General features: G+C 47.1%; 14 protein-coding genes. 7 read left to right on the forward strand and 7 right to left on the reverse strand.

Translation table 11 applies throughout. The features are described 5' to 3' along the window. Positions 1-78 precede the first annotated feature (78 nt). Positions 79-1245, forward strand: a complete 1167-nt coding sequence (locus L6H98_RS01915) for an MFS transporter (RefSeq protein ID WP_236412467.1) — start codon at positions 79-81, stop codon at positions 1243-1245. Between the two features lie 127 nt (positions 1246-1372). Here the strand turns inward: L6H98_RS01915 and L6H98_RS01920 are convergent, their stop codons facing one another. Further along, positions 1373-2263 carry a LysR family transcriptional regulator gene (locus L6H98_RS01920; RefSeq protein ID WP_236412943.1) on the reverse strand — a complete coding sequence of 297 codons (891 nt, stop codon included), beginning with the start codon at positions 2261-2263 and terminating at the stop codon, positions 1373-1375. A gap of 143 nt (positions 2264-2406) precedes the next feature. Between L6H98_RS01920 and L6H98_RS01925 the strand changes: the two genes are divergently transcribed. Continuing rightward, the gene (locus L6H98_RS01925) at positions 2407-3426 is read left to right on the forward strand and encodes an alpha/beta fold hydrolase (RefSeq protein WP_236412468.1); all 1020 of its coding nucleotides are present in this window, start codon (positions 2407-2409) and stop codon (positions 3424-3426) included. Between the two features lie 178 nt (positions 3427-3604). On the opposite strand, the gene L6H98_RS01930 is transcribed toward L6H98_RS01925, so the two are convergent. After that, entirely contained in the window at positions 3605-5128 is a 1524-nt protein-coding gene (locus L6H98_RS01930; protein WP_290371404.1) for an alpha-N-arabinofuranosidase, read from the reverse strand. Between the two features lie 140 nt (positions 5129-5268). Here L6H98_RS01930 and L6H98_RS01935 point away from each other — a divergent pair, with 140 nt between their 5' ends. Together L6H98_RS01935 and L6H98_RS01940 are read left to right on the forward strand one after the other, a co-directional pair. Then, positions 5269-6186: an ArsR family transcriptional regulator gene (locus L6H98_RS01935; protein ID WP_236412470.1), complete on the forward strand. Its 918-nt coding sequence runs from the start codon at positions 5269-5271 to the stop codon at positions 6184-6186. 100 nt (positions 6187-6286) lie between these two features. After that, the gene (locus tag L6H98_RS01940) at positions 6287-6907 is read left to right on the forward strand and encodes a hypothetical protein (protein ID WP_236412472.1); all 621 of its coding nucleotides are present in this window, start codon (positions 6287-6289) and stop codon (positions 6905-6907) included. 77 nt (positions 6908-6984) lie between these two features. On the opposite strand, the gene L6H98_RS01945 is transcribed toward L6H98_RS01940, so the two are convergent. From L6H98_RS01945 to L6H98_RS01960, 4 genes are read right to left on the reverse strand one after another with little or no spacing between them, the layout of a single operon-like run. Then, positions 6985-7161, reverse strand: a complete 177-nt coding sequence (locus L6H98_RS01945; RefSeq protein WP_236412474.1) for a hypothetical protein — start codon at positions 7159-7161, stop codon at positions 6985-6987. Positions 7162-7190: 29 nt separating this feature from the next. Then, positions 7191-8288, reverse strand: coding sequence for an ABC transporter permease (locus tag L6H98_RS01950; protein WP_236412476.1), 1098 nt, complete (start codon positions 8286-8288; stop codon positions 7191-7193). Next, the gene (locus tag L6H98_RS01955; RefSeq protein WP_236412478.1) at positions 8285-9109 is read right to left on the reverse strand and encodes an ABC transporter permease; all 825 of its coding nucleotides are present in this window, start codon (positions 9107-9109) and stop codon (positions 8285-8287) included. The genes L6H98_RS01950 and L6H98_RS01955 overlap by 4 nt, the downstream gene beginning before the upstream one ends. Positions 9110-9121: 12 nt before the next feature. After that, entirely contained in the window at positions 9122-10054 is a 933-nt protein-coding gene (locus tag L6H98_RS01960) for an ABC transporter ATP-binding protein (RefSeq protein WP_236412480.1), read from the reverse strand. A gap of 194 nt (positions 10055-10248) precedes the next feature. On the opposite strand from L6H98_RS01960, the gene L6H98_RS01965 reads away from it, so the two are divergent. The 3 genes from L6H98_RS01965 (at position 10249) to L6H98_RS01975 (ending at position 13051) form a co-directional block, all read left to right on the forward strand. Continuing rightward, positions 10249-11451 carry a sensor histidine kinase gene (locus L6H98_RS01965; protein ID WP_236412482.1) on the forward strand — a complete coding sequence of 401 codons (1203 nt, stop codon included), beginning with the start codon at positions 10249-10251 and terminating at the stop codon, positions 11449-11451. Next, positions 11447-12103 (forward strand): response regulator transcription factor, encoded by a 657-nt coding sequence (locus L6H98_RS01970; RefSeq protein ID WP_236412944.1) that lies wholly within the window; start codon positions 11447-11449, stop codon positions 12101-12103. Before L6H98_RS01965 ends, L6H98_RS01970 begins: the two co-directional genes overlap by 5 nt. 309 nt (positions 12104-12412) lie before the next feature. Beyond that, the gene (locus L6H98_RS01975; RefSeq protein WP_236412945.1) at positions 12413-13051 is read left to right on the forward strand and encodes a L,D-transpeptidase family protein; all 639 of its coding nucleotides are present in this window, start codon (positions 12413-12415) and stop codon (positions 13049-13051) included. On the opposite strand, the gene L6H98_RS01980 is transcribed toward L6H98_RS01975, so the two are convergent. Continuing rightward, a complete protein-coding gene (locus L6H98_RS01980) occupies positions 13034-13426 on the reverse strand; it encodes a hypothetical protein (RefSeq protein ID WP_236412484.1) in 393 nt (130 codons plus the stop codon). The genes L6H98_RS01975 and L6H98_RS01980 overlap by 18 nt on opposite strands. Between the last annotated feature and the right edge of the window lie 14 nt (positions 13427-13440).

Here is a 13440-nt window from a genome sequence, read left to right on the forward strand (position 1 = left end):
GAGCTAATCAGATGCAGCTCAATAGTAAACATGAGTTCTATAATTCTGGAAATATAGAAATGAATGTGAGGGAATAACATGGGAAATCCTTGGAAAATTTATATTCTGGCCATTGTCAGTTTTTTGGTAGGGACATCTGAATTTGTAATCGCGGGTATACTGGATAGAATAGCAAGTGATACCGGAGTGACGCTGGCAGCCGCTGGACAACTCATCACCGTTTACTCACTTGCTTACGCAATCGGCACCCCGATTTTGATTGCAATCACTGCAAAAATGGATCGAAGAAAGCTTATGCTGGCTGCGTTGACGCTATTTTTCATAGGCAATCTAGTCACGATTTTAACGACTGGCTTCTCCATGCTGCTGGGAGCTAGAATCATACTGGCGGTTGGCACGGGTGTATTTATGGTGGTTGCCTTGACCGTCGCCGCCAACATTGCTCAACAAGGCAAGCAAGGAAGTGCAATTGCTACCGTTCTTTTAGGCTTTAACCTTGCGCTTATTCTCGGTGTTCCTTTAGGAAGAGTGATTGCTGGTTCCTATGATTGGAAGATCATTTTTACGGGGATCGGCATACTCAGCTTGATTGCAATGTTTGTACTTGGGTTGACTATTCCTAAGTCTAAGGGAGAGACTCCTGTGCCAATACGGGAGCAGTTATCCTTGCTTAAAACGCCTCGAATTTCTATAGCTCTATCCATAGGATTTTTCTGGATACTTGGTTATACCATCATTTACACATATATTTCGCCATTCCTGTTGAACATTACTGGAATGAGCGACCGCATGGTCAGTATGGGGCTGTTTGCATTCGGTATAGCCAGTCTGCTAGGTTCCCAGGTCGGCGGCTATGGTGCGGATAAATGGGGGATTCCCCGTACATTGATCGGAGGCCTGCTTTTCCATTCCGGGATCTTGCTTTTAATGACAGGACTCGCCCAAACTTCCGTATTCATCATGCTGCCCTTACTTATGTTGTGGTCCTTTTTTGCCTGGTCAACAGGCCCCGTCCAACAGGTATATCTAATTGGTATGGCTCCAAAAGCCTCGGGGATTGTCCTGAGCTTAAACACTTCAATCATTCAATTGGGTATGGCCGGTGGGGCTATAATTGGGGGAATGGTCGTGGAAAACATATCCCTTCAATCCGTTGGTTTATTTGGAGCGATCGGTGTTGCGCTTGGGATCATTCCGGCGGTGTTATCTTTTTCCATGAAGAGCAAATCTAATATTGGAGGATAAGAACAGTCACGGGCAGAGATTCAATTCCGGGAAGCGCTCTTTATTGAGCAAAAAACAAAAGAGTCGATCAATGCGATCGGCTCTTTTTGTTCAACTAAAGTGTTGTTTTAGTAATCTAACGTCGTTGTTATTCTTTTGCAAGAAGTTCCCTTGATGCTTCTATGAAAGATTCCATGATAGGTGAAAGCCACTTGTCTTTATGCCACAACATCTGTGTATACACGTGCAAGTCCGGAATTTGCCATGGAAGGGCCACAAGTTCTCCACGTTCAACTTCGACTTCCACTACGATTTCAGGAAGAAAAGCTATGCCGATTCCCGAAATTGCACATTGTTTAATAGCTTCGGCGCTTTGAAACTCTAAATACGTAATGCTGTCCATGCCCTCTTTTTCAAATGACCGATCAAACATGGTTCGATAAGGACAACCCTTTTCATTCGTCAGGAACACTTCATTATGGAAATCTTCCAGTCGTAAATCCGTTTGTTTGGCAAGTGGATGGTCGGGTGCAGCGAACAAGCGGAAATTTTCTTCCAGTAAAGGCTCCACGACAAGCGCGCTCGAGCGAATGGGTTCGTCCAACATATAGACGACATCCGAGGTTCCCTCCAAAAGGGTTTGCTTGAGCTCTTGATTTGGAACGGAGCGGAAAATCAGACGAACTCCAGGATGCCGGGAACGAAACCGTTGAAAGACGGCTGGAAGGCGATAGGCGCAAATGACCTCATTGGCACTTATCGTTAGAGTGCCACTTAGATTTTCGTTGTCATGAACAACGCTGCGGGCTTCGTCCAATTTGTCAAGAACGCCTTGGATATGCGTTAAAAAGCGTTTGCCCGCCGTAGTGAGAGCAAGCTGTTTGCCCAAACGATCAAAGAGACGAATGCCAAGCTCCTCCTCCAAAGCTTTAATTTGCATTGTCACATTGGAGGGGACGTAGTTCAGAACTTCCGCAGCCCGAGTGAAATTCAATGTTACAGCAACGGTGCGGAACGTGATCAATTGACGCAGCTCCATCATACATCCCCCTTTACTTTCAATTTAATTGAATACTATCTTGAATTCTATTCACTTTTATTGAGAGTATCACAGCTCTATACTATGTACAAGAAATTACACATTGAACGTGTGGTTTCTATTTAGAAGGGAGCGAACATACGATGGATTATGAGATTTTTAATTTGGATGATGTAACCTTGCAATCGGGAGTGACGTTGCCAAGCGCTTTTCTTGCTTATAAGACTTATGGACAATTAAATAAACAGAAAGATAATGTCATTCTCTATCCGACTGCTTTTGGCGACCAGCATGTTCAGAATGAATGGCTGATTGGCAGCGGGATGGCCCTGGATCCGGAAAAATATTTTATTATCGTTCCAAATCTGCTGGGCAACGGTTTATCCTCGTCTCCCAGTAATACGCCTCCACCATTCGACCGGGCTCATTTTCCGCAGGTAACCATCTACGACAACGTTAAATTTCAGCATCGGCTGGTGACCGAAACATTCGGTATTCAGAAGATCGCTCTCGTCGTTGGGTGGTCCATGGGAGGCATTCAGGCATTTCAATGGGGTGCAAGTTATCCGGAGATGGTGGAACGAATTGCACCTTTCGCGGGTGTCTCCAAGTCTTGGCCCCATACCTTTGTTGTCTTGGACGGTATGAAAGCTGCGCTCATGGCTGCAGCCCGTTTCGATTCAAGTAAGCTTAACCAGCTGACTTCTGCAGACATGCGTGCCGTTGGCCGGGTCTATGGGGGATGGGGGGTGTCGCATGCTTTTTATAGGGAGAAGCTTTATAGAGAGCTGGGGTTTGAATCCTTGGAAGATTTTATATCCGGCGTCTGGGAAGATAGCTTTATGAATATGGATCCTCATAATGTTCTGGCCATGTTATGGACGGGTCAGCATGCAGATATTAGTGCAAACCCCACTTATAATGGAGATTTCGATAAAGCGCTCAGAAGCATTAAAGCTCTTGCCTGCATCATGCCGGGAAGCACGGATCTCTTCTGTACAGCAGAAGATAATGAATACGAGGCTAAGCTTATGCCTAATGCTGTCTATAACCCAATCCCGTCGGTGTGGGGCCATTTTGCCGGTCGGGGAATCAACAGGATCGATAATCAATTTATTGATGACAACCTGAAACACTTGTTGGCACGTAGCACAAATGAATAGATCGTTTATTTGCTTGGGGCGATATTGCCGAATCTCCTGAATGCTAAGGGGGGTTCTGTATCCAAGTCGAAAAGACCTCCAACCCTGTAATTCAGGGCGGAGGTCTTTATGGTTTTGCAAATGTTACGTTTATGTTCAGCTTATCGGGATAGTGGTTCTTGGTGATGATCAAGCCAATTTAAACTTGCTTGGTTTGCAGACGGATGACGTTCCATGATGCTTTGTTCAGGACGGATTGCAATTGGCCGTTGTCTACCTTTGTATGTCCGCCGGAGTGAGGGACGACGTTGTGCGGGTTCGATTTGGTGTTGACGGCTTTCAGATCATCGTTCTCCAAAACGATATGCTCAATGAACGTCGTTTCTCCGAAGGAACGAAGATCGACGTCGAGCTCCATCTTTTCGTCAAGATGCCTGTTTACTGCAAAGATCGTGATGGTTCCTTGCTCCTCGTCGTACACACTGATCGATTCGAGATAGGGCACATCGGTAAAATCCTTGGAATCATATTTCGGCGAAGAGACGATGGATTGCAGAACGGTGCCGCGTCCGAAATTGGATGCATGCATGAACGGATAATACGTGGTTTGAAACCAGATGGCGCCGTTGTTTTCGGTCATGATCGGCGCAATAACGTTGATCAGTTGGGCAATGCAGGCCATCTTCACACGATCCGCATGCTTGAGAAGCGTAATCAGGTAACATCCCACCGCCAGCGCATCCTCATGCGTATACACGTCCTCAAATTCTGGCGGCGCGATCTGCCAACGTTCCTCGGCCCGGCTCGTTCCGATGGAATTCCAAACGTTCCACTCGTCAAGCGACAGCATAAGCTTCTTTTTGCTGCGTTTCTTGGCCTGAACAAAATCGCAGATGGATGCTACGCTGTCTATGAATTGGTCGAGATCCAGCGATGTCGCCAGGAAATCGTAGGTGTTGTTTTTGTTGTTATTGTAGTAGGCATGCAAAGACAGATAATCGACATTCTCGTAGGACAGGTCAAGCACGGTAGCTTCCCATTCCGCGAATGTGCTCATGCCCCGGCTGGAGCTGCCGCACGCCACGAGTTCTATGCTCGGGTCGACCCATTTCATCGCTTTTGCCGTTTCGTTGGCGATTCGGCCGTATTCGGCAGCCGTCATAGCTCCGATCTGCCATGGGCCGTCCATTTCATTGCCAAGGCACCAGGTTTTGAACTTATGAGGCTCCCTGTAGCCGTGAGAAATGCGCAGGTCGCTCCAATAGGTGCCTGAAGTATGATTGCAGTATTCGACAAGGTTTCTTGCCGCATCAATGCCTCTCGTGCCGAGATTGACCGCCATCATGACTTCCGTTCCGACGAGCTTGGCCCAATCCGCGAATTCGTTCGTCCCTACCGCATTGGTTTCGATAGTCCACCATGCAAGCTCAAGTCTGCGTTTCCGCTCTTCTACCGGACCTACACCGTCTTCCCAGTTATACCCAGATACGAAGTTGCCGCCGGGATAACGGATAATCGGCACGTTCAGCGCTTTGATCGCCTCGATGGCATCCTTGCGGAACCCGCGTTCGTCGGCCGTAGGGTGCCCCGGATCATAAATACCGCCGTAAACGGCTCGCCCCAGATGTTCGATAAAAGACCCGTATATACGGGGGTCGACCGAAGCGATCTGAAAGTCTTTGTCGATGAGCATTTTGGATTTGAGCAAAAGGAAAACCTCCATATCTTTATCTTTGAATTAGCTAAATAGCGAAATCAGTAGGTTGATTTGATAATTAATGTGTATCATAATGTAGATATAAGGGGCAAGCTTATTTTTATGAGTTCGCTAAATAGCGAATTCTAGACAAAGGGGACTAAACGATGCAGTTAAGTACGGACGCGTCTTCTCTTGCGGTCTACGAGGCGTTGGCAAGCGAAGCGCGCTTGAATATCATTCGTTTGCTGCTGCTGAATAAAGAAATGCATATCAATGAACTCGCAAACGAGCTTTATCTCAGCAAAGCCATTGTGAGCACTCATGTCAGCAAGCTGCAAAAGGCCGGCATTGTGGGAAGCCGGATGAAGCGAAAGAACGGGGGAACCTATAAATATTGCTATGTCACGCAAGAGTACATGCTGATCAAACTGTCTCCCGAGCAGGTGGATGCTTCTTACCACGAGGTGTCGATTCCCGTTGGACAATACACGGATTACGAAGCGTGGCCGACATGCGGCATTGCCACGACGACCCGGATGATCGGACAGTACGACACGCCGGCCTGCTTCATGGACCCGGATCGGGTTCATGCGGGCATATTATGGATGGCGCGAGGATTCGTCGAGTATAAAATCCCGAATTATTTACATAAGGATGAGATACTCCGAGAAATTGAAATTTCGCTGGAACTCGGTTCAGAGGCTCCTCAAACCAATGAAAACTGGCCTTCGGACATCCGTTTTTCGCTGAACGGGCAACATTTAGGAACCTGGACAAGCCCGGGAGATTTCGGGGACCGCAAGGGTAGGCTTACACCGCAATGGTGGCATTCCGACGTGAACCAATACGGCCTATTGAAGGTTCTACGCATCAATGACCAAGGTGCTTTCATCGACGGACAGCGCATCTCGGATGTCGGAATTCACGATTTGCAGCTAGAGGCCACGAACTGGGCCTTTCGGATCCATCCCGAAGAAGCGGTGCGGGGAAGAGGGGGGTTAACGCTGTTCGGAAAGGGCTTCGGCAATTACGATCAGGATATCGTGATCCGATATTATTACGATTTGCCGACCGATACCTAAGAAGAATGCTCCATCATGTTGCAAACGTATTTGGCTTGAGTTCTGTTCGACAAGTAAATTTGAATAGTAGACATTAATTTGAGCTTTTGGAGGAATCAAGATGAATCTCTTTCATATTCAAACGGCGGTGCACGACATTGACCGCCGATCGTCGTTTCTTGCCGACAACTTCATCGGGATTGCATGGCCGGGAACAGGAGATTTGGAAATGCATCCACCGGCAGCATGGAAGGAACGGCTTGTTTCAAGCTATAAGCTGGAAGGGGGCGAGCTTGCGGCTTCCATGGAGACGCTGCATACATTTGCAGAAGTCATGCAAGACGGGGACCGTGTTTTGATTCACGATGGCCATTGGATCTATATTGGAGACGTGGGTGATTACTATTACGATGATTCTTGCGGAATCGGAGAAGATTTGATTTGCCATCGAAGAGGAGTGACCTGGCTGGGCAGAGTTCCCCTAGAAGAGGCAAACGATAAAGTTCGGGAGCTTTGCCACAGTTCCTCAACCCTTGCAAAATTCGGACACCCGGTATCCCAGGCCCAATTGGAGCATATGACGATCGATGCCATCGAAAAATCGAACGATGCACCTTCGGTCCATGTGGATGGAGCAACGGTACAATCTGCGCTCGATATTTTGAAGGCTGCGCTGCACAGCGACAAGGAGGACTTGCGCGTCCGTGCAGCAGCGGCCATTTTGCAATATACGAAAGCGTGACGGACGAGATGCTGTGCCAATTCATTCTTGAAGCAGACCAGCGGATTCCCCGCTGTTCTGGCTTTTCGGTAATCGATTCAGCTGGTCAATCTAGAAAAGCCGTTAATGATTAAATATATGCCTGCTACGCGCAGCGGAATGCGCGGACCTGTCCCGTCTTTCCGAAAAAGAATGTTGGCCAGAGGGCCGATATATACGTTGACAAGTATTCCTGAAATGATCTCGATCATGCCGAGCAAACCCATTAGATTCATGAACGAACAAACTCCTTTTACCTGAACGTTTAACCGTTCCGTTTTTGTTTGTGCAGTGTATAATTCATCAGCAGGAACGATAGCGCTATAGTCACAATTCCAATCCCGCTCAATCTGCCAACCACTTCGAGGGTTGATGTAAGGGAATAGCTCCCCATGCTTAGGTCCTTCAACGCCCTCATGGCCCATGTACCGGGTACGCACTCGGAAATCAGCCTGAACCATTTGGGGAAGCTGTCCTCAATCGGGAAGAATGACCCTCCCAAAATCCCGGCTAAAGCCATAATGACAGACCCGGTTACGGTAAAACTTTGGTGGGAATGGATCCAGGGCACAAGCAGCATCACCAGCCCTGTAATAGCCAGCAGGTAAGAGGCCCAAATCGCCATGTCAAATCCGAAATGATCCCATACCGTCGTGTCCAGAAACCATGTGCTGGCGATCAATACAAGGAAGGTAATCGAAATGCCAACCAGGTAAGCCGAAATGACCTTGGACAGAAGGTATTTGGCAAAGCGTACCGGCACCATGAGCAGCCTGCGCTGAAGGCCGTTCTCGCGTTCATCCATCAAGGTGCGGAATCCCTGGATCACCGCAAACCACAGGAACATCAGCAGGAATCCGTCAAGCCTTGAACGAACCGATCCCTCCGACGAATTTATCGCTTTTTTGTAAGAGAGAAGGCGTTGATCCGGTTCCGCCTGATGGAGCAGGAACGCTTCAAGTTTTGCACCGATAAGTTGTCCGACGTTTTGATGAGCACTGCTTTTAGGCAGCACCAATTTAATGTGTGAAGGAACAGTTCCTTCTCCAGCGCCTGATTCAAACCCCTGCTCAATGACGATGCCCGCAGCCGTATCTTGTTCCATGATTTTCTCATGCATAATGTTTTCCGGCAGGATCAAGACATTAAAGCTGCCGTCCTCCTTAAGCATTGAGGTCAACTGGTGAGAGTAGCCGCTCTGGTCTTGGTCGGCGATATAGAGCGTAATCGGATATTCATCCCGGGCAAACGCAAATAAATACGTGAGCAGGAGAGGGGCGGCGAAAAGAGCCAACAGGGCGATCCGATTCGCAAGCATCAACTTCATTTGTTTTGTTACCATAAGCCATAACTGCATATTCATTTCACCTTCCTGCCCGCGGAGAGCAAGACCATCAATAACAACAGGCCTGCCATTCCCGCCAGTATGAGCATATCCCAGAAAAGTGCCGACCAATTCTTCCCTTGCATTACGTGTAAGAAGGCATCGATGGCTCGCCCATTGGGTGTCCATTCCTGGATTTTTTTTAATATGTACGGGAAGCTGTCTTTATTGAAAAAGCTGCCTCCCAAAAAACCAAGCCCGTACAGTACGGGGGCGGAAAAACTGGAAATGGAAGCATGATCTTTGGCCCAGAAACCACAGCTTAAGACCACCGAACCAATGCAAAGCCCGTAAAGGGCCGTAATACAGAGCACCGCCGGAACATGGCCCCAGGTTACCTGAAAAAACAGACGACTGCTGAACATGATTACTACCATCTGAACAACAATGGCAAGAGTAATGCCAAGAAGCTTTCCCGCGACATAATGAATCATGGGCAAAGGCGAGGATTGAATGCGGCCCAGTGTGTGATTCAGTTTGTCCCGTACCAGACTGTGTGCGAGCTCGAAAGCCGTGAGAAAGGAAAACAGTACCGTCATGGCTACGGCCTCATATTGCATCGGGTCAACCGTTTGGTTTGTGGCGGATACCCATTCGACAGGAAAAACGATGTTTGAATCCGTGCCTACCCGTCCGGTGGAAGCTTCTTGATGAGAATGGGAAGGGAGCGAGGATTTGCCGAACAGAGTGCCCAAAATAAAAATCATGGCAATGGGCAGCAAAACAAGCTTGAAATAAAACACTTTCGATTTAGATAAAAGCCTGATATCCAGCAATAGAATGCGAATCCATGGATGCACAAAAATCCCCCCTTAATCCCTTAAAGATTTTCCCGTCATCTGCAAAAACACATGCTCCAGGTTAACTTCCTCATATTGAAAAGAGGACATCTGTACGCCCAATGTTCTCAATGCATCCAAAATGTCTATAACGCTTCCGATCGCCGTATTAATGGAAAGAATCAATCGGCTGCTTTCCAGTTCCATCTTTTGAATTCCCCCGATCCGGCTGACTGCCTCCCAATCTTCAAACCCGTTCGGCTGATAGGTGATTGTCAGGATATCCAGAGCCTCTGACTGTTGTTTAAGTTCCTGCTTCGTTCCACAAGCGATAAGCCTGCCGTGATCCATGATAGCTACACGGTCGCATAGATATTCAACTTCTTCCATGTAATGACTGGTATATATAATCGTTGTTCCCTGATCCCGGCTTAATTGTTTGACCATCTCCAAGATATGGTTGCGGGACTGTGGATCAATGCCGACGGTCGGTTCGTCCAAAATCAGCAATTGGGGTCTGTGCATCAGTGCAATGCCTATATTGATCCGGCGCTTCATCCCTCCGGAAAATTCTCCGACGCTTTGATTTCTTTTATCATGCAGTCCCATGAGCTCAAGAACTTCTTGGGCGCGGTCTCTGAGTGTCTGTCCCCTCATTCCATGCAGGGAGCCAAAAAACTCCAGATTGTCCTGGGCGCTCAACGCTTCGTACAAGGCGAGGTCCTGAGGGACGACGCCCATGATCTTTTTGACCTCGGCTAAACGTCCTTTGACGGTTTGTTGATTTACTCTTATGTCACCGCGATCCGGTTCCGAAATCGTCGAAATCATCGAAACGGTTGTGGATTTTCCCGCGCCATTGGGGCCAAGAAGTCCCATAATTTCGCCATGGTGGACATGTAGGCTTAAATTTTGAACGACTTTTCGGTTGCCGTATGCTTTAGTTACTTGAATTAGTTCTAACAATATTTTTCCCTCCAGAAGGTTGACTTGGCATTGCTGCTATACCAGTGTATTAGCTCGTTGCGGGGGCAACAATTCACGAAAGTAACCATTCGAAGGGGTGTCTTGTTAACATGACTTTCGTTATCTACTCTGCGAGATTCAACCGTGGTATGATGGAAGAACTGTCTATTTACCACGTGGAGTGAGGAGATTTGATGTTGGAGTTGTTTGCCTCCGTTAATAACCGGATTTATGTACTGCTTACGTTTAAAGTATTGTTGTTTATGTCTTTCGTCCATCAGTTATGGAACCTGGATCGACCCATTCCGTTTGCAGTTTGGCCGTTGGTCGGTGCGCTTGCTTTGAATGACTTCATTCGTGGGAGATACGGGTTGTTATCTAATCGTAAACGCAGTGCGTTCGTTTATTCCATGGCCGCCAGCATGTTCATTTTGGCTGCGCTAAACCTCCTGTTACCCTCGATAGGCATCTCTGCCCTGATTCAGCTTATATTGATCGAACTCATTATTTTTGGCGATCGTTTGATCCCCCTTCTCGTAGGTCTGGATGGTATCGCTTACGTTCTTCCAGATCTGGTTTCGTTCCCAGTGGGAGACCAATTGTTCAATGATGTCATCAACTTTGCCGGATTTTTGGTTGTGGGTTTGTTGTTCAGAACGATTATTGCGGAGAAGACCAGAACAGAACGTTTATATAGCGAACTTCAGGATGCGAATCGCAAGCTGCAGCTATATTCAAGCATGGTCCAGGAGCTAACCATCACGAAAGAACGGACAAGAATCGCCCAGGAAATGCATGATTCCATCGGCCATTCGCTGGTTGCCTTGGGCATGAATCTGGAGTATGCGTACCAAACGGTTGACCAATCCCCCGAGAGAACGAAAGAGGTGTTGGGCAAAACGCTGCTGATCTCCAAGGAAGGCATGGCCAGTTTAAGGAAAGCGGTGGATACGCTCAATCCCACAAACAAGATCGACCATTTGAGAGTCGCGCTAAACGAACTGTTTTCCAATTTTGATCCAACGACAGGGGTCGGATTCGAGCTTGAACTGGATTCATCCATAGAGGAACAACCTTCCAAGATTAAAGATTGCCTGCTTAAAACCGTTAGAGAGGCTCTGACCAATGGAATTCGGCATGGGGGAGCAACCCGTTTCCATATTCGGATCGTGAAAAGCAAAGAGGGGATCTACATGCAAATCCGTAATAACGGCCAGGTCAGCCATTCGCTGGACAAATCCCATGGGTTGCTTGGCATGGAAAAACGGATCACGGCCCTCGGGGGACAAATGATGATTCATCTTAATCCCGAATTTGCAATAGAAGTCCGGCTTCCTGTCGTGAGCGGGAAAACCGAATTGAATTCAATGGATAAAGGGGGCATCTGCCTTGATTAGAGTTATGATTGTGGATGATCAGGAAATCGTGAGGGAAGGACTCAAAATGATTCTAAGCCTGCATGAGGAAATTGAAGTCGTCGGAGAGGCAGTGAACGGACAAGAATTGCTTAACCTTTTGAACAAGCTTCAAGTAGACGTCGTGTTAATGGATATCCGAATGCCCGTGATGGACGGAATTACAGCAGCAAAGCGGGTCAAGGATCAATACCCCGATATTCGAATCATTATTCTTACCACGTTCAACGAACAGGATTATATAATCAGGGGATTAAGCTACGGGGTCGACGGGTATATCCTGAAGGATTCGGGTTCTGCGGAAATTATGAATGCCATTAAAGCGGCCAACTCCGGCAGCATCCTGCTTACTTCTCGGGTAACAGAGCAGATGGTGAAAGGCTTGACGGGTTCCTATGCTCCCCATGAAGGGTTTTCATCGGATACTCATCATGAAAAACTGGACTTGCTGACTCCAAGGGAATTGGAGGTGGCCAGGCAAATTTTATCAGGGAAAAGCAACAAAAGCATTGCGCTTGCTCTATACGTCACAGAGGGCACAGTGAAAAATTATGTGTCCCGCATTCTTGAGAAACTAGAATGCCGAAACCGAACGGAGCTTGGACTACTACTAAGTCGGTGGGAGCCTTTTTAGCGAAAGCAGTGATCATGTTTCATGTATACTATAAGGACAGTTTGCAGCCTGTGTAAATTACTGGAGAAAAGCGAGGAGCAGTTGCCAATTAGCACCAGCTCCTTTTTTTAACGGTTTTTTGGTTTAACCTGACTGGAAAAACTTGATTTGAGCCCATGGTCGACCTCGTAGGGGAAGGAGGGAAAATCAACAAAATGAAGTGTATAAAATGTCGTTATTGATTAAATATTAAAGATGTTTGAACAATATGAAATTGACTTAACATGGTGAAAACACATGATACTAACGAATCAAAAATGGATTCTAATCATGTTGGCAATGCTTGGAGTGTTTCATTTAACTCCGCCCGTCTTGCCGATTATACATGAGCAAAGCGATCTTGAGATTGCGATCTATCCTGAACGTCACAAGTTGCTTGTACGAAAGCAGGGGCAAGTCATTAAGACCTACCCTGTCGCCGTTGGCAATCCGTCAACACCGACTCCAGTTGGAGATTATAGAGTCGAATATAAAGGAACCAACTGGGGGCCCTCGTTTGGCCCGCGTTGGATCGGATTGAATGTTCCGTGGGGCAATTTTGGAATACACGGTACGAATAAACCCTATTCCATCGGTCAACACCTTAGCCATGGCTGTATCCGGATGCTTAACCGGGATGTCATCGAACTGTACGAATTAATCCCGATTGGAACCAAAGTAACGATATATGGTCATGTGCTTGGAGAAATCAATCAAAATCCGAGGGATTTAGCCGAGGGGGATGTTGGTGGAGACGTGCAGCTTATTCAATCCCGGTTAAAAAGCGCAGGATATTACAATGGGGAATGTGACGGGAAGTTTTGCTTCAATACAACCGAATCACTTAAGAAATATCAGAAGGATCATCGCCTTATTCCGAATGGTGTTGTTTCTCAAAAGGTATATGAAGAGTTAGGTTTGGTTGAATAGATGTGAATCCAAGGCAAGGGACCGCAGGCCCATATCAAAACACCTCAAGATAAAGCATCTATATCGAAAGATGTAGAGATTAACTGGAGGTGTTTTCAATTTCAATATGTCTTGTTCAGGTAACATGTTCTTCCGAATGGCTTTTATCTTTTCATCTGTAAAGACTCCGGATTCCACCAAGTCAAGTATGGAAAGCACACCGCCGCGAGATCCCCAGCTTCCATCTTCTATGACTTGAAAACTTACCCACCAATTCGGTGAAGGTTCCTCAACTTCAAGGATGCTGGTCAGGCATTTGTATATATTTGAAATCACGATGCTGCGGACCTCGTTTGGCCAGTCTCCATCCATGACGAGAATGTTGACCGTAATCACGTCTCGGTCAGGCT

It is taken from the genome of Paenibacillus sp. JJ-223, from assembly GCF_927798175.1.
In the GTDB taxonomy this organism is placed as follows: Bacteria; Bacillota; Bacilli; order Paenibacillales; family Paenibacillaceae; genus Paenibacillus; species Paenibacillus hubeiensis.